Source organism: Streptomyces nigrescens, from assembly GCF_027626975.1.
Taxonomy (GTDB): domain Bacteria; phylum Actinomycetota; class Actinomycetes; order Streptomycetales; family Streptomycetaceae; genus Streptomyces; species Streptomyces nigrescens.
Genome location: NZ_CP114203.1, coordinates 1,905,802 through 1,929,366, shown reverse-complemented (window position 1 = coordinate 1,929,366; position 23,565 = coordinate 1,905,802). Strand labels below are relative to the sequence as shown.

The 23,565-nt window shown below is 71.7% G+C and carries 19 protein-coding genes; 12 read left to right on the top strand and 7 right to left on the bottom strand.

All coding sequences use genetic code 11. The features are described from left to right. The first annotated feature begins 52 nt into the window (after nucleotides 1–52). The gene (locus STRNI_RS08740; protein WP_018089049.1) at nucleotides 53–1,027 is read left to right on the top strand and encodes an Lrp/AsnC family transcriptional regulator; all 975 of its coding nucleotides are present in this window, start codon (nucleotides 53–55) and stop codon (nucleotides 1,025–1,027) included. Between the two features lie 39 nt (nucleotides 1,028–1,066). On the opposite strand, the gene STRNI_RS08735 is transcribed toward STRNI_RS08740, so the two are convergent. Continuing rightward, nucleotides 1,067–1,906: a (2Fe-2S)-binding protein gene (locus STRNI_RS08735; RefSeq protein WP_266443366.1), complete on the bottom strand. Its 840-nt coding sequence runs from the start codon at nucleotides 1,904–1,906 to the stop codon at nucleotides 1,067–1,069. A gap of 174 nt (nucleotides 1,907–2,080) precedes the next feature. Here STRNI_RS08735 and STRNI_RS08730 point away from each other — a divergent pair, with 174 nt between their 5' ends. After that, entirely contained in the window at nucleotides 2,081–2,776 is a 696-nt protein-coding gene (locus tag STRNI_RS08730; RefSeq protein ID WP_277410876.1) for a GntR family transcriptional regulator, read from the top strand. Between the two features lie 117 nt (nucleotides 2,777–2,893). On the opposite strand, the gene STRNI_RS08725 is transcribed toward STRNI_RS08730, so the two are convergent. The 3 genes from STRNI_RS08725 to STRNI_RS08715 form a co-directional block, all read right to left on the bottom strand. Continuing rightward, nucleotides 2,894–3,769 carry a hypothetical protein gene (locus STRNI_RS08725; protein ID WP_371874792.1) on the bottom strand — a complete coding sequence of 292 codons (876 nt, stop codon included), beginning with the start codon at nucleotides 3,767–3,769 and terminating at the stop codon, nucleotides 2,894–2,896. Nucleotides 3,770–4,173: 404 nt separating this feature from the next. Next, entirely contained in the window at nucleotides 4,174–5,028 is an 855-nt protein-coding gene (locus tag STRNI_RS08720) for a hypothetical protein (protein WP_229838422.1), read from the bottom strand. A gap of 361 nt (nucleotides 5,029–5,389) precedes the next feature. After that, nucleotides 5,390–7,069 (bottom strand): PucR family transcriptional regulator, encoded by a 1,680-nt coding sequence (locus STRNI_RS08715; protein ID WP_093648626.1) that lies wholly within the window; start codon nucleotides 7,067–7,069, stop codon nucleotides 5,390–5,392. Nucleotides 7,070–7,329: 260 nt separating this feature from the next. On the opposite strand from STRNI_RS08715, the gene STRNI_RS08710 reads away from it, so the two are divergent. The 5 genes from STRNI_RS08710 to STRNI_RS08690 all read left to right on the top strand — a co-directional run bounded on the left by STRNI_RS08710 (nucleotide 7,330) and on the right by STRNI_RS08690 (nucleotide 14,211). Then, complete coding sequence (locus STRNI_RS08710; protein ID WP_159485436.1) at nucleotides 7,330–8,217, top strand: FAD binding domain-containing protein; 888 nt, start codon at nucleotides 7,330–7,332, stop codon at nucleotides 8,215–8,217. Then, on the top strand, nucleotides 8,208–8,807 hold the full coding sequence (locus tag STRNI_RS08705) for a (2Fe-2S)-binding protein (protein ID WP_018089056.1): 600 nt from the start codon (nucleotides 8,208–8,210) through the stop codon (nucleotides 8,805–8,807). The genes STRNI_RS08710 and STRNI_RS08705 overlap by 10 nt, the downstream gene beginning before the upstream one ends. A 2-nt stretch (nucleotides 8,808–8,809) precedes the next feature. Next, nucleotides 8,810–11,191, top strand: coding sequence for a xanthine dehydrogenase family protein molybdopterin-binding subunit (locus STRNI_RS08700; protein WP_277410875.1), 2,382 nt, complete (start codon nucleotides 8,810–8,812; stop codon nucleotides 11,189–11,191). 246 nt (nucleotides 11,192–11,437) lie between these two features. After that, nucleotides 11,438–12,895 (top strand): NCS2 family permease, encoded by a 1,458-nt coding sequence (locus STRNI_RS08695; protein ID WP_018089058.1) that lies wholly within the window; start codon nucleotides 11,438–11,440, stop codon nucleotides 12,893–12,895. A gap of 38 nt (nucleotides 12,896–12,933) precedes the next feature. Beyond that, the gene (locus STRNI_RS08690) at nucleotides 12,934–14,211 is read left to right on the top strand and encodes an XdhC family protein (protein ID WP_159485432.1); all 1,278 of its coding nucleotides are present in this window, start codon (nucleotides 12,934–12,936) and stop codon (nucleotides 14,209–14,211) included. 117 nt (nucleotides 14,212–14,328) lie between these two features. Here the strand turns inward: STRNI_RS08690 and STRNI_RS08685 are convergent, their stop codons facing one another. Then, nucleotides 14,329–15,780 carry an MFS transporter gene (locus STRNI_RS08685; RefSeq protein WP_277410874.1) on the bottom strand — a complete coding sequence of 484 codons (1,452 nt, stop codon included), beginning with the start codon at nucleotides 15,778–15,780 and terminating at the stop codon, nucleotides 14,329–14,331. Nucleotides 15,781–15,873: 93 nt separating this feature from the next. Here STRNI_RS08685 and STRNI_RS08680 point away from each other — a divergent pair, with 93 nt between their 5' ends. Both STRNI_RS08680 and STRNI_RS08675 read left to right on the top strand, forming a co-directional pair. Further along, nucleotides 15,874–16,326 (top strand): winged helix-turn-helix transcriptional regulator, encoded by a 453-nt coding sequence (locus STRNI_RS08680; RefSeq protein ID WP_018089061.1) that lies wholly within the window; start codon nucleotides 15,874–15,876, stop codon nucleotides 16,324–16,326. Nucleotides 16,327–16,443: 117 nt separating this feature from the next. Continuing rightward, nucleotides 16,444–17,703 carry a GNAT family N-acetyltransferase gene (locus tag STRNI_RS08675; RefSeq protein WP_277410873.1) on the top strand — a complete coding sequence of 420 codons (1,260 nt, stop codon included), beginning with the start codon at nucleotides 16,444–16,446 and terminating at the stop codon, nucleotides 17,701–17,703. An 86-nt stretch (nucleotides 17,704–17,789) separates the two neighbouring features. On the opposite strand, the gene STRNI_RS08670 is transcribed toward STRNI_RS08675, so the two are convergent. Further along, entirely contained in the window at nucleotides 17,790–18,365 is a 576-nt protein-coding gene (locus STRNI_RS08670) for a GNAT family N-acetyltransferase (RefSeq protein WP_277410872.1), read from the bottom strand. A 307-nt stretch (nucleotides 18,366–18,672) separates the two neighbouring features. Between STRNI_RS08670 and STRNI_RS08665 the strand changes: the two genes are divergently transcribed. Further along, the gene (locus STRNI_RS08665) at nucleotides 18,673–19,065 is read left to right on the top strand and encodes a hypothetical protein (protein ID WP_277410871.1); all 393 of its coding nucleotides are present in this window, start codon (nucleotides 18,673–18,675) and stop codon (nucleotides 19,063–19,065) included. A gap of 160 nt (nucleotides 19,066–19,225) precedes the next feature. On the opposite strand, the gene STRNI_RS08660 is transcribed toward STRNI_RS08665, so the two are convergent. Then, nucleotides 19,226–20,101: a helix-turn-helix transcriptional regulator gene (locus STRNI_RS08660; RefSeq protein WP_266443338.1), complete on the bottom strand. Its 876-nt coding sequence runs from the start codon at nucleotides 20,099–20,101 to the stop codon at nucleotides 19,226–19,228. Between the two features lie 93 nt (nucleotides 20,102–20,194). Between STRNI_RS08660 and STRNI_RS08655 the strand changes: the two genes are divergently transcribed. Both STRNI_RS08655 and STRNI_RS08650 read left to right on the top strand, forming a co-directional pair. Then, nucleotides 20,195–21,898 carry an AMP-binding protein gene (locus STRNI_RS08655; RefSeq protein ID WP_277410870.1) on the top strand — a complete coding sequence of 568 codons (1,704 nt, stop codon included), beginning with the start codon at nucleotides 20,195–20,197 and terminating at the stop codon, nucleotides 21,896–21,898. Then, on the top strand, nucleotides 21,895–23,535 hold the full coding sequence (locus STRNI_RS08650; protein WP_159485420.1) for an AMP-binding protein: 1,641 nt from the start codon (nucleotides 21,895–21,897) through the stop codon (nucleotides 23,533–23,535). Before STRNI_RS08655 ends, STRNI_RS08650 begins: the two co-directional genes overlap by 4 nt. Nucleotides 23,536–23,565: the final 30 nt, after the last annotated feature.

Sequence of the window (23,565 nt, the reverse complement as noted above, 5' to 3'; positions counted from 1 at the left end):
TCCCCACCATCTGGCCCGCTGTGTGCGGCGGATGCTGGCACACTCATCCCTGATGAAGACGGATGCTGTCACCTTGGATGACGTCGATGCGGGGCTGGTGCATGCCCTGCAGATCGATGGCCGCGCCCCGTTCCGGCTCATCGGCGAAGTCCTCGGGGTCTCCGAGAACACTGTCGCCCGCCGCTACCGCCGCCTTCGCACCGCCGGCGTCCTCCGTGTGGTCGGCACCCTCAATGGCGCCCGCCTCGGCCACCACGCCTGGACCATCCGGCTGCAGTGCCCTCCGGACGCGGCAACCGCCATCGCCAAGGCCCTCGCCGGCCGCCCCGATACCTCCTACGTCCACCTGCTCTCCGGCGGCACCGAGATCTCGTGCAGCGTCCAGACACCCACCGCGGACGAGAGTGAAGCGCTGCTGCTGCACAAGCTCCCCCGAACCAGCCGCATCACCTCCGTCTCCGCCCACCTCCTGCTCGGCCACTACGCCCTGCCCAACAACTGGGCCGGGCCCGCCCGCCTCACCCCTGAACAGGCCGCGCCGCTCACCCCGCCACCCACCGACGACAGCGACATCTCCCTGGGGCCCGCGGACCGCTCGCTCTTCGACCTCCTGTCACAGGACGGACGGGCGAGCTGCACCGAACTCGCCGCCGCGACCGGATGGTCCGAGTCGACCGTCAGGCGGAGGCTCACCACCTTGCGCCGAGCCGGCGTGCTCACCTTCCTCGTCGACATCTCGCCGGCCGCACTCGGCTTCCGTTCCGAGGCCCGCCTGTGGATGTCGGTGCGGCCCTCCCGGCTCACCGCTGTGGCCTCCGCGATGGCCCGCCATCCCGAAGTCTCACTCGTGGCCCAGACCACCGGGCCGACCAATCTGCTCGCGGCCGTCAACTGCCGCAGCTCCCTCGACCTCGCGCGGTACCTGACCGAGAGGATCGCCTCGTTGGACGCGATCCACACGCTGGAGACGGCCCCCGTCCTCCGCACGGTGAAGCGAGCCGGTTCCCTGCTGCCGCTCGGGCGCTGAGCTGGAAGCAACAGCCTGCCGGCGCCGGCAACTTGGGTGTCAGGCGGTTGTCGTGAGGCGCTTGACGCGGTCCTCGTCGCGGGTGCGGGGGCAGGTGACGCAGGTGTCCTCGGGGCGCAGGGTGTAGAACATGCAGCAGCTGGCGCGGTCCCGGGTCGGCAGGGCCTCGCCGCAGGGGCCGGTCAGCGCACGGAATCCCGCGCTCCCGACGTAGGGAGCGGTGGCGCCCGGCAGCAGGCGCTCCAAGGCGGCCATCGCACGCGGCTCCTCGCCCAGCAGCTGCGCCACATACCAGAGGCCCTCGACGACCTCGTCGGACGCCATCCCCCACAGCGCCCGCGGCCCGCGCCGCATCCGGGTACGGAAACCCTCCAGGACGGGCCCGAGGTGCGCGGCCACCGCCGCCCGGACCTCCGCGCGCAGCGCCTCCTCGTCCGGAACGACCCGTGCACCGGGCAGCGTTGCCGCCGGATCGTCCGGGAGGCAGGCGAACGAGCTGATGCGCACTGCCATCCGGCCCAGTTCGCGCTGGAAGGAGACGTCCTGTACGGGCAGTCGCGGGACCCGGCGGTGCAGGAACCAGGGGACGGTGATCAGCAGGCAGGCGGGCCAGGCGTAGCGGTGCAGCGCGAAGCTCGCGACCACGTCCGGCCGGCCCCGCTGTCCGTAGTCCCGCAGGATCTGTGCGTCGTCCCAGGAGAGAAAGGCATCGAGGGCCTCGCCGCCGGCCGCGAGCCCGGCCGCGCAGACCCAGCCGTCGCCGCTGGGTGGTGCCGCATCCCAGGTGGTCACCTGCAGACCGGGAAATGCCTCGGCGAGCCGGGCGTAGGACTCGGCGACCGGGTGGGTCGAGGCCGGGGCGGCGAGAGCAGAAGTCATGGGGAGACCACCGAATCGCGATCGTTAACAGGTAAGCCTTACCTTATTCGAAGACTTTACCCGCGCGCGATCGGCGTCAGTCCCGCCGGACCGGCGAGGTTCCGGGACCGGGAGACGGATTTGTACTGTGGCCCGCGCCGCCTATGGTGCTGGGATACGTCAGGAGGATCCGTCATGGAACAGGGCACAGCGGAACAGGAGCCGGTCGCGCGGGCGTGGGTACCCGCGCAGCCCGGACCTGCCGCGCCCCGGCGGCACTCCGTCCGCGGCCAGGTGCTGGCCGCGCTGCGTCATGCGCTGGTCGGCGGGGAGCTGACCCCGGGCGAGGTCTACTCCGCCCCCGCGCTCGCCGAGCGCTACGGCGTCTCCGCGACCCCGGTCCGTGAGGCCATGCAGCAGCTCGCGGGCGAAGGCGCCGTCGAGGTCGTGCCCAACCGCGGCTTCCGGGTCGCCGAGTGCAGCTCCCGTGAGCTCGCCGAGCTGGCCGAGGTCCGGGGGATGCTGGAGGTGCCCGCGATCGTCCGGCTGGCGCGGGCGCTGGCACCGGAGCGCTGGGAGGAGCTGCGCCCGCTCGCCGCGGCGGGTGTGGCGGCCGCCGCCCGCGGGGACCGGGTCGGCTATGCCGAGGCCGACCACGCCTTCCACGTCGCCCTGATGTCGCTCACCGGCAACCGCCGGCTGACCGAGGTGGCCGGCGATCTGCTGCGCCGCACCCAGTGGCCGGTCGGCGGCTCCCGGTTGCGTACGGCCGAGCTGCTGGCCGACGCCTCCGAGCACACGGCGCTGCTCGACGCCCTGGTGGCCCAGGAGTACGCGGTCGTCGAGCGGATCGCGCGCGAGCATGTCTCGGCGGCGCGGCATCCGCATTAGGGCGTGTCGTTCGGATCATGGCGGGCTCGCTGATCCGAACGACACGCCCTGGGCCTGTCCGGCGGACCGCGGCCGGGGCCGGGGCCGCGGGACAGGCCCTGGGGCCTCTCGTGCGGCTCAGTCGGGGAGCAGTTCCTCCAGTGGCAGTGCCGCGACATCGGCGGCGGGCCGGGAGAGATAGAGCTCGGCGTGGTAGAAGCCGTCGGATTCCTTGCCCGCGGTGGACAGGCCGAGGCCGGCCAGGGCGTCGAAGGTCGCCCGCCGTTCGTTGCCGTCGGCGAACCGGCGCTGCCGGAACGTACGGGTGGTGAGCTTCTCCGTCACCAGGCCGGCACGGGCCAGCAGCGCGGAGACGGGCTGGTAGGACACCGTACGCAGCACGAACGCGGCGACCCAGGGCGGTGCGGACACATTGTCGACGAGGTGGCCGAAGGTACGCGCGGTGATGTAGCCGACGCCGCCGGTGACGGTGATCAGGTCGGTGCCGGACAGGACCCGCCGCAGCTCCGGGCTCGGCTCGTCGAGTTCCAGGTTCTCCGCGAAGCCGTGGTCGAGGAGGCCGACGGACCGGGCATAGCCGACCGCGCGGTCCGCCGAGTCGATGCCGGTGATCCGGAAGGGTTCGGCGCGCCGCCGGGTGGCGAAGAACGTGCGGTCCTCTTCGATGAGTTGGCCGGTGGTCGGCATGCCCGGACCGGGCGCGGCGTAGCGGCCGTAGAGGTCGGAGAGGGACAGCCGGTGGTTGAGCAGAGCGGCGTTGACCCCGTACGAGCAGCACAGGTCGACGACGTTCAGTGGCGGGCGGTCGCTCCGGTGCCGTTGGAGGGTCTCGGCCACGGCGCGGAAGACCGCTTGGCCGTGGTGCGGAATCTGGTAGTCCAGGGGGTGCAGTGTGGTGAAGTACCGACGGGGATCCGGGCAGTTGTAAATCGCCTCGAAATCTGCCTTGCCCCAGTCGGTTCCAGCGGTTGTGTTCGTCACTCCTGCTGTCATCTATGGCCTCCTGTAAAGGCTGTGCCAGTGGGTGAGGGTCTCGGCTGGTCCCGGACCAGCATCCAAGTCCCTGCCGCCGCCTCACAGTGCGACTTGCGGCCATTCTCGGGGCCAGTGGGGCGTGATGGAACACCACTGCCCCCTGCCTCCGCCCATGGTCCCACCTCATGGTTCGCCCGGCTCGTCGACCGTTGGGGCGTACCGCAACCACCACGCCCCGGCCGATCCGCCGCGGGGACCGTCCAGATCCAGCCAATCGCGGCGCGGGCGGGCATGGCCGACTACGGGGGGTTGACGGGGAGGGGCGGAGCGGCAAAGGAGGCGCCGAACGGGCGACGGCCAACCACCCGCAGCAGGCGGGTGGTTGGCCGTGGTGCGCGAGCGGTTTCCCGGGGGAGACGTCCCTAGGTCGCCGTGACGGCGGCGGAGAGATGGTCGGCGAGCCAGGTGGGGACGCCGCCCATGAGGCGGAACAGCCGGGCGGCCTCGGCGCGCAGCCGGGGTGCGTCGGTGTCCGGGACGGCGTCGGCCAGCGCCGCGAGGGCCGGTGCCGTGCCGATGAGGAAGCCCAGCTCCTCGCGGATCCGCAGGGACTCGGCGAAACCGTGCCGGGCCTCCGCCAGTTCGCCGTCGCGCAGCGCCAGCCCGGCCAGATGGCGCCAGGTGAAGGACAGCAGCAGGGTGTCGCCGTGTGCGGTGGCGCCGGCGTGCGCACGGCGGTAGGCGGCGCGCGCCGCGTCCGGGCTGTCGGCGACATGCTCGGCCATCAGCCCGCGGCGGAAGTCCAGCAGCGGGCGGCCGGGCGCGGTGGGCGCCAGCAGCGCGGCGGCCCGGCCGAGCGCCGACCGCGCCTCGTCGGCCCGGTCGCGGACGCTCAAAACCGTGGCGGCGTAGGCGAGATGGCCCCGCTCGCAGGCCGCGCCGCCCCGCTCGTCGTCGTCATGCGCCAGTGCCTCGGCGGCGCGCAGCGCGTCCTCCGCCGCGGCCCAGCCGGTGGCCGTGAACATGCAGCGCTCCACCAGAAGCGCGGCGCGACGCAGCGCGGACGGGGCGTGATGGACGGAGTGTGGCTCCAGCAGCGCGGCCGCGTCCTCCCAGCAGCCGCGGGAGCGCAGACGCCAAACGGCACGGTCGAGGGGAGTGTCCCCCTCGACCGTGCCGTGTGCCGCTGCCTCCGGTGCGGATGCGGGTGCCGGTACCGCGAGCGGTACCGGATCCGCAGAACTGACCGGATCCACGGGATCCGCGGATCCTGACATGGCGGTATCCGCCACATTGCCCTCCCCGAGCGCGCCATTGAGCTGGAAATTGGAGACCGTGGGCGAATCTCAGCACGGATTCCGTAGCGGGGCCAAGGGGGCGGGTGAAAGTTTTCACAATCACTCGGGGCACGGGTCTGACGGGGGGCGCGGCGCTGATCGGATGCGCCGGGGCGCGGCGCGCCCGGCCGGCGCCCGGACGCCGTGGACGCGATGCCGCCCGATCGGATGACCCCGAACGGCGCAGTCCGGGCCGGCCGTGTCGAACCCGCCGGCGGAACCCGCGGGCGCACGCCTCCGGCACCCGGGGCGGGACCTGTGGCGCCCCGCCGCGCCGGCCGACGCCACCCGTCGCTCGCCGTCAGCTCATCCGCAGCGCGAGGAAGAAGTCGAGCTTGTCCTCCAGGCGGGCCAGATCGCGGCCGGTGAGCTGCTCGATCCGGCCCACCCGGTAGCGGAGCGTGTTGACGTGCAGGTGGAGGCGGGTGGCGCAGCGGGTCCAGGAGCCGTCGCAGTCCAGGAACGCCTCCAGCGTGGGGATCAGTTCGGCGCGATGCCGGCGGTCGTAGTCGCGCAGCGGGTCCAGGAGGCGGGCGGTGAAGGCCCGGCGGACGTCGTCCGGCACGAACGGCAGCAGCAGCACATGCGAGGCCAGCTCCTCGTGGCCGGCGGCGCAGACCCGGCCCGGACGGGCGGCGGCGACCCGGCGGGCGTGCCGGGCCTCCTCCAGCGCGCCGCGCAGCCCCTCCGCCGAGTGCACCGAGGCGCTCACGCCGACCGTCAGCCGCCCGTCGTCCGCCAGACCGCGGCCGAGCGGCTCCTGGACGACGGAGAGCAGCTCATCGGCGTGCAGACCGGCCGCCGAGGCGTCCCCGGGCTCGTCCGGGACGGGCAGCGGCACCAGCGCCACCGCCTCGTCGCCGGTGTGGGCCACGGCGATCCGGTCGGAGGGCTCCGGACCGAAGGTGCCCGGGTCGACCAGCATCTCCTCCAGCAGGCTCTGTGCCACCGGGCCGCCGGGGACGTCGCCGTCCTCCCACTCGACCCGGGCCACCACGATCTGCCAGTGCGGCGCGGTGCCCAGCCCGGGCAGCAGCACCGGGGCGGCCACCCGCAGCCGGGCGGCGATCTCGGCGGGCGGCGCGCCGGTCTGGACGAGCTCCAGCACCTCCTGGGCGAGCCGGCGGCGGACCGTACGGGCCGCGTCGCGCCGGTCGCGTTCCACGGCGATCAGCTGGGTGACACCGTGCAGCAGGTCGAGGCGCTCCTCGGGCCAGTCGCCGGCGTCCGCCTCGACGGCCAGCAGCCAGTCGCTGAGCAGCGTCTGGCGCAGGTCACGGCCGTCGTGGCGGATCGGGAACAGCGAGAACGTGGCGCCTCCCGGTGCGCCGGCCGCCTCGATCGTGACGCGGTGCGGGCCGCGGCGTCCGCTGCGGGCGGCCGCCAGATGCTCGCCCGCGAGCCGGGCGGCCGTCCCGGCGGACAGCTCGGGTCCGGCACCGGCCAGCGTCGAACCGGCGATCTGCCGGCCGGTGGGGGAGAGCACCCAGGCCCGCAGGTCCAGGTCTGAGCCGAGCAGGTCCAGGACCACCTCCGGGCCGCCGCCGGTGGGGCCCGAGGTCATCAGACGCCGGTGACGGTCCACCACGGCCGCGAGGTCACCGGCCCGTTCGCTGGAGACCTGGCGGACGACATGCTCGGTGATGGAGGCGAACGAGACGTCCTCGACGACCGAGAACAGCGGCAGCCGGTGCCGGACACAGGCCGCCACCAGGTCGTCCGGGACCGAGCCCAGCTCCGCCTCGCCCGCGGCGAGCCCGGCGACCCCGGCGGCGGCCAGGATGCGGACGAACCGCTCGGAGTCCTCGGGCGCGCGGCGCCAGGCCAGACCCGTCAGCACCAGTTCGCCGCCGGAGAGGTAGCGGCTGGGGTCGCGCAGGTCGGTGGTCATCACGCCGCGTACGGTGCGGTCCAGCTCGTCCTCGCCCCCGAGCAGCCGAAGGCCCAGGGATGGGGTGTCCAGGAGTGCGCGGAGCCGCATGACCTCGCCCGCCGTTCTTTGCTGTCTGGTGTTGCCGGTGGAATGCCGCGAGGTTTCAGAGCCTCGTCTTTCGTTCGAATCTACAAGACAGGTGGCTTGGCCAGCCAACCGCTTCATGGTTTCGGTGACTGCACCGGGCGGGTCAGGGGCGCGTTCACTAAGCCTCAACCGTTAACGAGACATGAACGGCTCCATGGCGATGTGAGCGCAGCGTCCTCACCATGAGTAACGAACGACCGATTTCGTAGAAGAGGCCAACCATGGACTTCCTTCGCCCCGCCAGCTGGGAGGAGGCGCTCGCCGCCAAGGCAGAGCACCCTACCGCTGTGCCCATCGCGGGCGGCACGGATGTGATGGTCGAGATCAACTTCGACCACCGGCGCCCCGAGTACCTGCTCGACCTGAACCGCATCGGTGACCTGAGCGAGTGGGAGGTCGGCGAGAAGACCGTACGCCTGGGCGCCTCCGTCCCCTACACCCAGATCATGGAGCATCTGCGGGCCGAACTCCCGGGCCTGGCCCTGGCGTCGCACACCGTCGCCTCCCCGCAGATCCGCAACCGCGGGGGCGTCGGCGGCAACCTCGGCACCGCCTCCCCGGCCGGTGACGCGCACCCCGCGCTGCTCGCCTCGGGCGGGGAGGTCGAGGTCGAGTCCGTACGCGGCCGCCGGATGATCCCGGTCGACGACTTCTACGTGGGCGTCAAGCGCAACGCCATGGAGCCCGACGAGCTGATCCGGTCGGTGCATCTGCCGAAGGCCGACGGACCGCAGCAGTTCTCCAAGGTCGGCACCCGTAACGCCATGGTGATCGCGGTGTGCGCCTTCGGTATCGCGCTGCACCCCGGGACCCGCACGGTGCGCACCGGCATCGGCTCCGCCGCGCCCACCCCCGTACGGGCCCGTGAGGCCGAGGAGTTCCTCACCGCGGCGCTGGACGAGGGCGGCTTCTGGGAGTCCGGCAACCCCATCCCGCCGTCCGTCGCCAAGCAGTTCGCGCAGCTCGCCTCCGGCGCCTGCAACCCGATCGACGATGTGCGCGGCAGCGCCACCTACCGCCGGCACGCGGTCGGCATCATGGCGCGCCGCACCCTCGGCTGGACCTGGGAGTCCTACCGGGGCAACGAGAGGAGCGCACAGTGCGCGTGACATTCACCGTCAACGGCCGCCGCCAGGAGGCCGACGACGTCTGGGAAGGCGAGAGCCTGCTGTACGTCCTCCGGGAGCGGATGGGCCTGCCGGGCTCCAAGAACGCCTGTGAGCAGGGCGAATGCGGTTCCTGCACGGTCCGGCTGGACGGTGTGCCGGTGTGCTCCTGTCTGGTCGCCGCGGGTCAGGTCGAGGGCCGCGAGGTGGTCACGGTCGAGGGCCTGGCCGATTACGCCAAGCACCGCGAGGACGCCCACCCCGGCGCGGGCTGTCCCTCTGGCGCCTGTGGCACCTCCCTGCAGGCCGCGCAGCAGTGGCAGGCCAAGGGCACCGACTCGCAGACCGGTGAGGGCGGTGAACTCTCCCCGATCCAGCAGGCGTTCATCGACGCGGGCGCCGTCCAGTGCGGCTTCTGCACGCCCGGCCTCCTGGTCGCCGCCGACGAGATGCTGGAGCACAACCCGCAGCCGACCGACGCGGACATCCGCGAGGCGCTCTCCGGCAACCTCTGCCGCTGCACCGGCTACGAGAAGATCCTGGACGCGGTACGGCTCGCGGCCGCCCGTCAGGGCCAGGAAGAGGTGGTCTGACCATGGGAACCACCGGCACCCCGACCAAGATCACCCAGGGTTCGCAGACCAAGGGCGGCATCGGCGAGTCCACTCTGCGCCCCGACGGCACGCTGAAGGTCACCGGCGAGTTCGCGTACTCCTCGGACATGTGGCACGAGGACATGCTGTGGGGCTTCACGCTCCGCTCCACCGTCGCGCACGCCGAGATCGTCTCCATCGACACCTCCGAGGCGCTCGCGCAGTCCGGCGTCTACGCCGTGCTGACCTACGACGACCTGCCCACGTCGATCAAGAACTACGGCCTGGAGATCCAGGACACCCCGGTTCTCGCGCACGGCAAGGTCCGCCACCACGGTGAGCCGGTGGCCCTGGTCGCCGCCGACCACCCGGAGACGGCGCGGCGCGCGGCTGCCAAGATCAAGATCGACTACAGGGAACTGCCCGTCGTCACCGACGAGGCCTCCGCGACCGCCGACGGCGCGCCGTTGCTCCACGAGGGCCGCGACGACCACCACGCCGGGCACGTGGCGCACCCCAACATCGTCCACCGTCAGCCGATCGTCCGCGGTGATGCCGGCGCGGCCGCCAAGAAGGCCGATGTCATCGTCTCCGGCGAGTATGTCTTCGGCATGCAGGACCAGGCCTTCCTCGGCCCGGAGTCCGGCCTCGCGGTGCCCGCAGAGGACGGCGGGGTGGACCTCTACATCGCCACCCAGTGGCTGCACTCCGACCTCCGCCAGATCGCCCCGGTCCTCGGCCTGCCCGAGGAGAAGGTCCGGATGACGCTCTCCGGCGTCGGCGGCGCCTTCGGCGGGCGCGAGGACCTGTCGATGCAGATCCACGCCTGCCTGCTGGCGCTGCGCACCAACAAGCCGGTCAAGATCGTCTACAACCGTTTCGAGTCCTTCTTCGGCCACGTCCACCGGCACCCGGCGAAGCTCTGGTACGAGCACGGCGCCACCAAGGACGGCAAGATCACGCACATGAAGTGCCGGATCGTGCTGGACGGCGGTGCCTATGCCTCCGCGTCCCCGGCAGTGGTCGGCAACGCCGCCTCGCTGGCGGTGGGTCCGTACGTGATCGACGACGTCGACATCGAGGCCGTCGCGCTCTACACCAACAACCCGCCCTGCGGCGCCATGCGCGGCTTCGGCGCGGTCCAGGCGTGCTTCGCTTACGAGGCACAAATGGACAAGCTGGCGGCCAAGTTGGGCCTGGACCCGGTCGAGCTGCGCCAGCTCAACGCCATGGAGCAGGGCACGATCATGCCGACCGGGCAGCCGGTCGACTCGCCGGCCCCGGTCGCCGAGATCCTGCGCCGCGTCAAGGCCCGCCCGCTGCCGCCGGAGCGCCAGTGGGAGTCCAGCGAGGGCGCCGACGTCCGTCAGCTGCCCGGCGGCCTGTCGAACACCACCCACGGCGAAGGCGTCGTCCGTGGTGTCGGCTACGCGGTCGGCATCAAGAACGTCGGCTTCTCCGAGGGTTTCGACGACTACTCCACCGCCAAGGTGCGCATGGAGGTCATCGGCGGCGAGCCGGTCGCCACCGTGCACACCGCGATGGCGGAGGTCGGCCAGGGCGGTGTCACCGTCCACGCGCAGATCGCCCGCACCGAGCTCGGTGTCACCCAGGTGACGATCCACCCCGCCGACACCCAGGTGGGCAGCGCCGGTTCGACGTCGGCCTCCCGTCAGACGTACGTCACCGGCGGCGCGGTCAAGCACTCCTGCGAGCTCGTCCGCGAGAAGGTCCTGGAGCTGGGCCGCCGCAAGATGGGCACGTACCACCCGGCGTGGGCCACCGCCGAACTCCTCCTGGAGGGCGGCAAGGTCGTCACCGACGGCGGCGAGGTCCTCGCCGACCTGGTGGACGTCCTGGAGGGCGAGGCCGTCGAGATCGAGGCCGAGTGGCGGCACCGGCCGACCGAGGCCTTCGACCTGGTCACCGGCCAGGGCCACGGCCATGTCCAGTACTCCTTCGCCGCCCACCGCGCGGTCGTCGAGGTGGACACCGAACTCGGCCTGGTCAAGGTCATCGAACTGGCCTGCGCCCAGGACGTCGGCAAGGCGCTCAACCCGCTGTCCGTCGTCGGCCAGATCCAGGGTGGCACCACCCAGGGCCTGGGCGTGGCGGTGATGGAGGAGATCCTCGTCGACCCCAAGACCGCGAAGGTGCGCAACCCCTCCTTCACGGACTACCTCATCCCCACGATTCTCGACACGCCGACCATCCCGGTCGATGTGCTCGAACTCGCCGACGAGCACGCCCCGTACGGGCTGCGCGGTATCGGTGAGGCCCCCACCCTGTCGTCCACTCCGGCCGTCCTCGCGGCGATCCGGAACGCGACCGGGCTGGAGCTCAACAAGACGCCGGTGCGCCCCGAGCACCTCACCGGCACATAGAGAGCCGTCCGGGGCGACCCCGGACACCGGCCTCCGGGCGGTGCGTGTCAGGGGTGTCCCTGTCCGTCCTCCTCCGCGCACCGCCCGGAGACCACCACCCCGCAGTACGCAGTCGCTGCTCCGCCCCGGCGGAGCCAGCACCCCTCACGTTCGTCTCGGGCCGTCCCCCGGGTCGTGCAGCCGAAGTTTCATCCCAAATCTCGCACCTGGTGCGAGTGCCCCTGTGAACCTTGGGAGTAAGGCACCATGACCCAGCAGTCCACCGAGCCGAGGACGACGGCGGAAGACGCGGGCGACGGCTCGCGCCAGCCCGCCGGCCGCTCCTGGCTCGACCGGTACTTCCACATATCCGACAGAGGATCGACGGTCGCGCAAGAGGTGCGCGGCGGCATCACCACCTTCATGGCGATGTGCTACATCCTCCTGCTCAACCCTCTGATCCTCTCGACACCGGACGTGGAGAAGCACACTCTCGCGCATGCGGGCGTGGTCACCGCGACGGCGCTCGCCGCGGCGGTCTCCACCCTGCTGATGGGCTTCATCGGCAAGGTGCCGCTGGCGCTGGCAGCCGGCCTGAACGTCTCCGCCGCGCTGACCGCCCAGGTCGTCCCGAACATGACCTGGCCGCAGGCCATGGGCATGTGTGTGGTGTACGGCGTGGTCATCTGTCTGCTGGTGGTCACCGGACTGCGCGAGATGATCATGAACGCCATCCCGCTCGCGCTCAAGCACGCGATCACCATGGGCATCGGGATGTTCGTCGCGCTGCTGGGGCTGGTGAAGGCCGGTTTCGTGGGCAAGGGTGAGGGCGGCCCGGTCACCCTCGGCCTTTCCGGGCAGCTGTCCGGCTGGCCGGTCCTGTTCTTCTGTGTCACGCTGATCTTGATCTTCATGCTGCAGGCCCGCAAGGTGCCCGGCGCCATCCTCATCGGCATCGTCGTCGGCAGCGTCCTGTCCATCGCCGTGACCAGGATCGGCGGGCTGACGGCCAAGGACTGGGGCGGTACGCCCCCGGAGCTGGACGGCGGCGCGGTCGCGATGCCCGACTTCGGTCTCTTCGGACATGTCGAGTTCGGCGGCTGGGGCTCCATCGGCGCGCTGAGCGTCGGCATGATCGTCTTCACCCTGGTGCTGGCCGGCTTCTTCGACGCCATGGCCACCATCATCGGCGTCGGCACCGAGGCCAAGCTGGCCGACGACAAGGGCCGGATGCCGGGTCTGTCCAAGGCGCTGTTCGTGGACGGCGCGGGCGGTGCCATCGGAGGCGTCACCGGCGCGTCCGGTCAGACCGTGTTCATCGAGTCGGCGAGCGGTGTCGGCGAGGGTGCGCGTACCGGCCTGTCGTCCGTCATCACCGGCCTGTTCTTCGCGGCCTGCCTGTTCTTCACCCCCGTCACCCAGCTCGTCCCGGCCCAGGTGGCCTCGGCCGCTCTCGTCGTCATCGGCTCGATGATGATGAGCGCCGCCGGCCATGTGGACTGGCGCGACCGCTCGGTGTCCATCCCGGTCTTCCTGACCGTGGCCCTGATGCCGTTCACCTACAGCATCACCGCGGGCGTCGGCGCCGGTGTCATCGCCTACGCCGCCATCAAGGCGGCCCAGGGCAAGTGGCGCGAGGTCGGGGGCTTCATGTGGGTGCTGACCGCCATCTTCGTCGTCTATTTCTCGCTCCATCCGATCGAGCAGTGGCTGGGCGTCAAGTAACCGCCCGCCCGCTTCCCCCCGTCCGTGAGGAGACCGACATGCTGGACATCGCCGAAGAGCTGCACCGGTGGGTCGAGCAGGGCCGTGAGTTCGCGGTGGCCACCGTGGTGGCCACCAACGGCAGCGCGCCCCGCCAGCCCGGGGCCGCGCTGGCCGTCGACAGTGACGGCACGGCGATCGGGTCGGTCTCCGGCGGATGTGTGGAGGGGGCGGTGTACGAACTGTGCCAACAGGCGCTGCAGACCGGTGAACCGGTCCTGGAGCGCTTCGGCTACAGCGACGAGGATGCCTTCGCCGTGGGCCTGACCTGCGGCGGCGTCATCGACATCCTCGTCCAGCCGGTCCGGGCGGGCGCCCCCGCGACCGCCGACGACGGCGGCTTCGCGGGGGAGCGGGCGGACAGCACCGCCGCCACGCTCGCCGCCGGGCTGGCCGCCGCGGCCTCAGGAGAGGCGGCGGCGGTCGCCCGGGTCATCCAGGGCCCCGCCGGACTCCTCGGCCACGCCCTGCTGGTGCGCGCCGACGGCAGCCACACCGGCACCCTCGGCGGCCACCCCGCCCTGGACCGCACCGCGGTCGAGGAGACCCGCGCCCTGCTGGACGCCGGGCGCACCACCAGCCTGGAGATCGGCACGGGCTTCGCACCCGGGGAGGAAGCGGAGGCCGGTTTCGACGCCGAGGACCAGGCCCCGGCGGACAGCGACAACGACGCGCAGCGCAGCGGGTCGCGCTGCGGCCAGCCCGTCGTCCTCCTCGTCGAATCATCCGTCCCCGCGCCCCGCATGATCGTCTTCGGCGCCATCGACTTCGCCGCCGCGCTGGTCAGGGTCGGCAAGTTCCTCAACTACCACGTCACGGTCTGCGACGCCCGCCCCGTCTTCGCCACCAGGACCCGCTTCCCCGACGCCGACGAGATCGTCGTCGACTGGCCGCACCGCTACCTGGACGCCCAGCAACTCGACTCCCGCACGGTGCTGTGCGTCCTGACCCACGACGCCAAGTTCGATGTACCGCTGCTGGAGCGCGCGCTCAAGCTCCCGGTCGCCTACGTCGGCGCGATGGGCTCGCGCCGCACCCACCTGGACCGCCAGCGACGGCTGCGGGAGGTCGGCCTGACCGAGCTCGAACTGAACCGCCTGCGCTCGCCCATCGGACTCGACCTCGGCGCCCGCACCCCGGAGGAGACCGCCCTGTCCATCGCCGCCGAAATCGTCGCCAACCGCCGAGGCGGCACCGGCGCCCCGCTGACCGGCGCGCACACCCCCATCCACCACGACACGGGGCGGCCGGTGGGGCGGATCGGGTCGGTGGCGTGAGGGCCTTGGCAGGGCCTTGGCTGAGACCGCCGGGGCCGGTGGAGCGGCGGAGAGCGTCTCCGCGGCCGTCCGGCCCGCGACCGGCCGAGGCGACTTCCCGCCACCGCCTTCTTCCTCCTACTTCGGCCGGGTGACCGAGCCGGTGCCCGCCGGCTCGCTGGAGCCGCTCGCCCGCCGACCGCTCCGTACCGCACGTCCGGGCCGCCGTTCACGCATCCCCAGCACCCCGATGAGCAGGGCGATGACGACTGCCGCGGTGGGGACGATCAGGCCCGCGCGGTAGCCCGCGAGCGGTGTGAGGGGCATGTCGCCGCCGCTCGCGACGGTGGTCACGGCAGTGACCGCCGACAGCCCGAGGGCCGCGCCGAACTGGACCGAGGTGTATAACAGGCCACCTGCCAGGCCCTGTTCACAGGACGCGACGCGGTCCGTGGCGACGATCGCCAGCGGCCCGTGGACCAGCGCGAAGGCGATGCCGACCAGCAGCAGGCTCGGAAACATCGCGGCATAGGTCCAGTCCGCGCCGACCGGCAGGAACAACGCATAGCCGAGCGCGGCGAGCAGCAGGCCGGCGACGATCACCCGGGCATGCCCGAAGCGCCGTACGAGGCGTGGGGTGAGCGTCGGCGCCAGTACCGCGTCGGCGCCCATCGGCAGCAGCGCAAAGCTGGTCTCCGCGGCCGACCAGCCGCGGAACTCCTGGAGGTAGAGCACCGCGAGGAACTGGAAGCCGAAGAAGCCGGCGGTGAACAGCAGCCCCATGACGCCGGCGCGCACCAGCGGCCGGGAGCGGAGGATGCCCGGACGGAGCAGGGGCGTGGGAGTCCGCCGTTCGACCGTGACGAAGACGGCGAGCAGGGCGAGGGCCGCGGCGAGGGTCCCCATGGTCCGTAACGCCGGTGCGTGAGCCGCCTGTTCCACGGTCATGACCAGAAGCAGCACCGCCACGGTGACGGTGATCGCACCGGCCACATCCACCCTCGGACGGGGCTGCCGCGGGGCGGAGTCCTTCGGGACGAGCGGGAGCGCGGCGAGCAGCACCAGCAGGGCGGGCGCGATCGGGGCGAAGAACACCCAGCGCCAGTCGGCGGCGGTCAGCAGCCCGCCGGCCACCAGCCCGATCGAGAAGCCACCGCCCGCGGTGCCCGAGTAGACCAGCAGGGCACGATCGCGGCGTGGTCCGGCCGGGAAGCCCGTGGTGATGATCGACAGCCCGGCCGGCGCCATGAACGCGGCGCACACGCCGGTCACGAAGCGGGCCGCGATCAGCATCCAGCCCTCGGTCGCCAGCCCGCCCAACCCGGAGAAGACCAGGAACACGGTCAGCGGCACCAGGAACATCCGACGCCGGCCGAACAGGTCGGCGGCCCTCCCGCCCAGCAGCATGAACCCGCCGTAGCCCAGAACGTAGCCGCTCATCACCCACTGCAACTCGCCGGTGGCGAGGCCGAGTTCGGCGCGGATCGGCGGGAGGGCGACATTCAGCATGCCGATGTCGAGCCCCTCCAGGAAGACCGCCCCGCACAGGACGAGAAGCAACGCCCAGGACGGTGCCGCGGATCGGGACATCACAGTGCTCCTCGGTCAATGGGGGGCTCGGTGCTGGACACGTAGTCGGTTACCTCTTGTTACTGACCGCATCGTGCGGCACCGTGAAGAGCTATGGAAGAAGGCACTTCGAAGTCACTGACGCACCCTGAGGGAACCAAGGCGGCGGCCCCCGCCGACCACGACAACGATGCGCGCCAGTGGGACGTCCGCGAGGGCTGCGAGGTCCGCCAGATCCTCGACCGGGTCGCGGACAAGTGGTCACTGCTCGCCATCGCCCTGCTCGACCGGCGGGTGCTGCGCTTCACCGAACTCCGTCGCGAGATCGACGGCATCAGCCAGCGGATGCTGACCGTCACCCTTCGCCAGCTGGAGCGTGACGGGCTCGTCCGCCGCACCGTCCACCCCGTCGTGCCGCCGCGGGTGGATTACGAGTTGACGCCGTTGGGCGTCACCTTGCACGACACCATTCAGGCCCTGGTGACGTGGACCGAGGAACACCAGACGGAAATCGCGGCAGCCCGCGCCGCCTACGACGAGCGCGACACGGAGTCCGGCACACCATGACGGACCGGCGCTTCCACGGCTGATTGCCGCGGGACGGGTCGTGGGTGCCGACCCGGGCCGGCGCCTGCGGCGGCAAAAACAGATGAAGCTCCCCGGACGCCGCGTTAGCGTCCCCGGGTGACCAGTGACGACGACGCGCGTGTGACCACGGAGCTCCGGGACATCCCCGAGTCCGACCTCGACCAGGCCCTGGACCTGGTCTATCTCGCCTTCCACCTCAAACCCGCCGACAAGACCCGCGCGTACCACCGGGAGCTGCTGCGGGCCTGCTCCCGTATCGGGGCCCATGACGACGGGCGGCTGAGCGGGGTGGCCGCCGCGCACCGGCTGACCCTCTCCGTCCCGGGTGGTCAACTCCCTTGTGCGGCACTGGACTTCGTCTCGGTCGCGCCCACCCACCGGCGCCGCGGAATCCTCACCTCGATGATGGACGAGCTCTGGCGCCGCTGTGCCGCCGAGGGGCGGCCGGTGTCCTGTCTCTGGGCGTCCGAGAGCGGCATCTACGGCCGCTTCGGCTTCGGTGCCGCCACCGAGTCGTACCGCATCGAGATCGACTCCTCGCGCCCGCTCGCCCTGCGTGTCACCCCCGACAGTCGCCCGCTGCGGCTGATCGAACCGGCGGACGCGCCCGCCCTGCTCGCACCGCGCTACGACGCCACGCTGACGCAGCGCGCCGGCCGCTTCACCCGCGACGCGGCGTGGTGGCGCGACCATGTGCTGGACCTCGACGGGGCGCGCGGCGGCGATGACCGGGACGGCTTCGGCGCGGTGCGGGTGGTGGTGCTCGGTGCCCCCGGTGAAGTACCGGCCGGCTATGCGGTCTACCGCACCCGCGGCGCGGGCGAGGACCGGCCCGGAGCGGTCCTCGTCGAGGAACTGGAGGCGGATACCGCACCGGCCGCCGCCGCCCTGTGGTCCTACCTCGCCTCGATCGACCTCACCTCGACGGTACGGATCCAGGCCCGCCCCGCCGACGACCCGCTCCTGCGCCTCGTCGCCGACCGCGACCAGGTACGCGTCACCGGCCAGGAACCCTCCATGTGGATCCGGCTCGTGGACGTCCGGGCCGCGCTGACCGCCCGTTCCTGGGCGGCTCCCGTCGACCTCGTCCTCGATCTGCGCGACACCGCGCTACCGGCCAACGCGGGCCGCTTCCGGCTGACCGCCGACCCCGACGGCGCCACCTGGCTGCCCACCGACGCCGCACCCGATCTCTCCCTGGACGTACGGGAGTTGGCCTCCTCCTACCTCGGCGGTACGCCTCTGCGCCGCTTCGTCCACGCCGGGCTGGTCACCGAGCACACCCCGGGCGCGGTCCGCCGCTTGGACGCCGCGCTGGAGACCGAGTGGCTGCCCTTCACCGGGGGCAATGACTGACCGGCGGGCGCGGGCCGGCCGGGGCGTCTGCCTGCGGCGGGCCGGGGCCGCCGGGGGCCGCCCCCGACCCATCTGCGGCCCGGCCCTCAGCCCGCGCCCGCGCCCGCGCCCCCGCCCCGCCCCGTCCGCAGCACCGCCATCACCAGCACGTCATGCCACGCGCCGTCCCAGAAGAGGGCCTCCCGCATCCGGCCCTCCACCTCGAAGCCGCACTTCTCGTACGCCCGCCGGGCACGCGGGTTGTAGTCGTAGACCTCCAGCTGGACGCGGTGCAGGCCCACCCGGTCGAAGGCGTAGCCGAGCAGCAGCCGGGTCGCCTCGCTGCCGACACCGCGGCCGGTGGCCTCCGGGACGAGGGCGATCCGGAAGCTCCCGTGGGCGTTCGGCGGATCGATCTGGCTCAGCGCGAGTTCACCCAGGAAGTCACCGCTTTCCCGGTCCTCGATGGCCAGGTCCAGACGGTCCGCCCGCCCGGCGCTGCCGGCGCACCATGCCTCCAACTCCGCCAGTGTGAAGTCATGGTGGGTACCGGTCAGCCGACGCGTCTCCGGGTCCTGGCACGCGGCATGAAAGGCGGCCGCATGCCGTATCGCCAGCGGTACGAGACGGATCCGGACGCCGGTGAGTACCGGCTTCTCGGCGAGTGCGGTGGCATCGATCATGGGGCGATGATGTCCGGACGACGGCGGGGCGGCAAGGGAATTGGCCCGGGGGGCGCCGCGGGGAGACGGGGGCGTGGACACCCATCGTGCGGTCACCTCGGCCGCCGACGTGCACATCGCTGAGCAGGGTGCGTTAACGAGTGCCGCCCTGTCCGAGGCGGCTTCGAGGCCTTCAAGAAGGCATAGGAAGAGTACGTGCCGTGGCTCGTCCGCAAGGCGATCGAGGTCGGTGCATCGGTCTACGAGATCTCCTCGGCCATGCGGGACTTCATCGGCCTGTGAGTCAGCCGGTGCAATGCCACCGCAGGTGATCAGCGGCTGGCGGGATTCACTGTTCCGCCGGCCGCGCTCCTGTATGAAACTGCTTCATCAATATTGCACCTCCAAAACACCCAAGGAAGACATGAGCGACAGTTCGTATCCAGCACGGTCTGAGACCAAGGCCTCTGTCCGAGGCGATGCCTGGCCAGTGGTCCCGCTCGCTGTCGCCCTGCTGCTGTTGCACACTCTGGGTGACCAGGCGTGGGCATATGTGACCGCCGTGGTGGTCGGCGGCATCGGCTTGCTGGCCTCAGTGATCGCTCTGGTCGAGTGCGTAGGCGCCATCAGAATGGGTCTGGCCCGGGCCGGCGCCGCCTGGGTCATTGTCGTTCTGCTGGTGGCCAGTTGTGCGGTGGTCTACCGGTTGATTGTGACGTGATGCTGCACGCAATACCCCACGAGAGCGGAGCTGACCGGGCTCGCTCGTGGGCCTCATATGCGCCATGTGCAGGCTCCGGGATCTGAGTCCTGGGCGGCCGCAGTTGGGGAGGGCCGGGCGCCCGGGCGTCGCCAGCCGGACGAAGCCGTGCCGCCCCGCCCTACGGCAACGCCCCCGCCCGGCGTGCCGCGATCACTGCCTGGAGGCGGGTGTGGGCGCCCAACTTGCGCATGGCGGAGCGGAGATAGCTCTTCACGGTTTCCGGGCGCAGACCCAGCCGCTCCGCCACCTCCGCGTTCGTCGCGCCCGATGCCACGCAGGTCAGTACATCCACCTCTCGGGGCGACAGGGCAGGGGCGTCACCTTCCGCGCCGGGCCGTCGTGAGGAGGCCGCCGCGAGTCGTCCGCACGCCGCCAGCAGTTCCTGCCGCAGCAGGGGATCACCGACCCGCTGTGCCAGCCCGCGGAGTTCGCCGTGCGCCTCCCGGACCTCCTCCCAGCGCGCCGGGTCGCCGGCGGTGGACGGGGGTCCCCCCTGCTCATGAAGAGCTCGGGGGAGGGCCAGCGACAGCAGCTGCGCCGCCTCGTCCTGGAGCAGGAGCGCCTGTTCCAGCTCCCGTGCCGCCTCCATGGCCGCCGACACCGTCCGGTCGCCGAGCCGCACCGGGCGGCGCAGCGCCCCGTACAGCACCCCGCGCACCCGCCGCCGGACGATCACCGGCACCGCGAGCACCGACCGGAGCCCCTCCGCGGCCACCGCGGCGTCGTACTCATGGCTGATCACCGAGGACGTGCTGTAGTCGGTCACCGCGAGTGGCCGGGACAGCGCCACGGCCTTCCCGCCCAGCCCGTTGCCCTGCACGATGTCCAGGCCGCGCAGCACCGCGGTCTCCGTACCGGCCAGCTCATTGATGCGGTAGCGCCCCGCACCGGCCAGCAGACCGCCGAACGCCACCGGCAGGCCGCCGGCCCGCCGCAGCCGCGACAGCGCCGCCCGTACGTCCACCGCCTCGTTCGCTCCCGGGTCGAGCCGCACGCCGAAACCTCCGCTTCCCCCCGTTCGGGGGTGGTGAGACCTGCGCCACTGATTACACGATGGCAGGTAGCGGTGCGGCAATGAGGAGGACATATGACGGACACGGAAGCCGGGGCGACGGGGCGCGCACCGGACGCCACCGAGGAGTTCCGGGCGGCGCGGGACCTGCTGCTGCGGCACCGGGAGGACTATGACGCGGCCCGTACGGCGTTCCGCTGGCCCCGCCCGGAGCGCTTCAACTGGGCTCTGGACTGGTTCGACACCCTCGCCCACGGCAACGACCGCACCGCGCTGCACCTCGTCGAGGAGGACGGCAGCGAGACGAAGCTGAGCTTCGACGCGATGCGCCGCCGCTCCGACCAGGCCGCCAACTGGCTGTCCGCCAACGGGGTACGGGCCGGCGACCGCATCGTCATGATGCTCGGCAACCAGGCGGAGCTGTGGGAGAGCGCACTGGCCGCGATGAAGCTGCGCGCCGTCGTCATCCCCGCGACCCCGCTGCTCGGCCCCGCCGATCTCGCCGACCGGATCGACCGCGGCCGGGCCCGGCATGTCATCGTGCGCGCCGCGGACGCCGCCAAGTTCGCCGATGTGCCCGGCGGCTACACCCGGATCGCGGTCGGCGGTGCGCCGGACGGCTGGCTGGCGTACGAGGAGGCCTACGACAGCCCCGAGGCCTTCGAGCCGAGCGGCCCGACCCGGGCGGACGACGCCCTGATGCTCTACTTCACCTCGGGCACCACCGCCCGCCCCAAGCTCGTCGAGCACACCCATTCCTCGTACCCCATCGGCCATCTCGCGACGATGTACTGGATCGGTCTGCGGCCCGGCGATGTGCATCTGAACATCTCCTCGCCCGGATGGGCCAAGCACGCCTGGTCCAATCTCTTCGCGCCCTGGAACGCCGAGGCCACCGTCTTCATCCACAACTACACCCGCTTCGACGCGGCCCGGCTGATGGCGGAGATGGACCGGGCCCAGGTCACCAGCTTCTGCGCCCCGCCGACCGTCTGGCGGATGCTCATCCAGGCCGATCTGTCCGCCCTCCGCCATCCGCCGCGGGAGATCGTCGCGGCCGGTGAACCGCTCAACCCGGAGATCATCGAGCAGGTGCGGCAGTCCTGGGGCGTCACCATCCGGGACGGCTTCGGACAGACCGAGACCGCCGTCCAGGTGGCCAACACCCCCGGCCAGACCGTCAAGCCGGGCTCCATGGGCCGTCCCACCCCCGGCTTCGACGTCGTCCTTCTCGACCCGGTCAGCGGCGCCCCGGCCGACGAGGGGGAGATCGCCCTCGACCTCTCCGCCCGGCCGGTCGGCCTGATGACCGGCTACCACGGGGACCCGGTACGCACCGCGGAGGCGATGGCCGACGGCTACTACCGCACCGGCGACATCGGCATCCGCGACCGCGACGGCTGGATCACCTATGTCGGGCGCGCCGACGATGTCTTCAAGGCGTCCGACTACAAGATCTCCCCGTTCGAGCTGGAGAGCGCCCTGCTGGAGCACGAGGCGGTCGCCGAGGCCGCAGTGGTGCCGGCCCCTGACCCGTTGCGGCTGGCCGTCCCCAAGGCGTATGTGGTGCTGGCAGCCGGATGGTCGCCCGGCCCGGAGACCGCAAAGCTGATCTTCGAGCACTCCCGCGCGGTCCTGGCCCCCTACAAGCGCATCCGGCGGCTGGAGTTCGCCGACCTGCCGAAGACCGTTTCCGGCAAGATCCGCCGTATCGAGCTGCGCGAGCGCACCGCGCAGGGCGACGGCGGTGCCGAGTACTGGGAGGAGAACCACCGATGAGCCAGCAGCACCAGGAGCTGTCGTACGCCTGCGGGGCCTCCGGGCGACCGCTGCTCGGCCACACCATCGGCACCGATCTGGCCCGCGCCATCGCCCGGTTCGGCGAGCGCGAGGCGCTGGTCGAGGTGGAGAGCGGCCGCCGCTGGACCTACACCGAACTGGGCCGTGCGGTCGACGAGGTGGCGCTCGGTCTGCTCGCCAAGGGCGTCTCCAAGGGCGACCGGGTCGGCATCTGGGCACCCAACTGCGCCGAATGGGTCCTCGTCCAGTACGCCACCGCGCGGATCGGGGCGATACTCGTCAATGTCAACCCCGCCTACGGCGTACACGAGTTGGCCTATGTCCTGCGGCAGGCCGGCATCAGCCTCCTGGTCTCCGCGACCCACCACAGGACCAGCGACTACCGCCGGATGATCGAGCAGGTACGTGCCGAGAGCCCGGCGCTGCGCGAGGTGGTCTACATCGACGATCCGACCTGGGGCGGGCTGCTGGCCGCCGGCGCCACCGTCCCGCAGCACCGGCTCACCGACGGCGAAAAGGCGCTCACCGCCGACGACCCGGTCAACATCCAGTACACCTCGGGCACCACCGGCTTCCCCAAGGGGGCCACCCTCTCCCACCACAACATCCTCAACAACGGCTACTGGGTCGGCGAAACCCTCGCCTACACCGAACAGGACCGGGTGTGTCTGCCGGTGCCCTTCTACCACTGCTTCGGCATGGTCATGGGCAACCTCGGCAGCACCTCGCACGGCGCCTGCATCGTCATCCCGGCCCCCGCCTTCGACGCCGCCACCACCCTGCGGGCCGTCCAGGACGAACGCTGCACCTCCCTCTACGGCGTCCCCACCATGTTCATCGCCGAGCTCAACCACCCCGACTTCGCCTCCTACGACCTCTCCTCCCTCCGTACCGGCATCATGGCGGGCTCGCCGTGCCCCGAGGAGGTGATGAAGCGGGTGGTCGCCGAGATGCACATGACCGAGGTCTCCATCTGCTACGGCATGACCGAGACCTCACCGGTCTCCACCCAGACCCGCCGTGACGACGACCTCGCCCACCGCACCGCGACCGTCGGCCGGGTGCTGCCGCACATCGAGGTGAAGGTGGCCGATCCGACGAGCGGGGTGACCGTGCCCCGCGGCACCCCCGGGGAGCTGTGCACCCGCGGCTACAGCGTGATGCTCGGCTACTGGGAGGACCCCGAGCGCACCGCCGAGGCCATCGACGCGGCCCGGTGGATGCACACCGGCGATCTCGCGGTGATGAACGACGACGGCTACGTCCGGATCGTCGGCCGCATCAAGGACATGATCATCAGGGGCGGTGAGAACGTCTACCCGCGCGAGATCGAGGAGTTCCTCTACTCCCACCCCAAGATCGCCGATGTCCAGGTCGTCGGCGTCCCCGACGAGAAGTACGGCGAGGAGATCGCCGCCTGCGTCATCCTCCGCGACCCCGAAGACCCCCTCACCCGCGACGAGTTGGCCCGCTACTGCCGCTCCCGGCTCGCGCATTACAAGGTGCCGCGCTACCTGGAGGTGCTCGACGCCTTCCCGATGACCGTCAGCGGCAAGGTCCGCAAGGTCGAACTGCGCGAGCGGCTGGCGAGGGAGCTGGGGCGGGTGCCGCAGTGATCCCGCGCCCGGGATGCCGGGCGCGGGGTG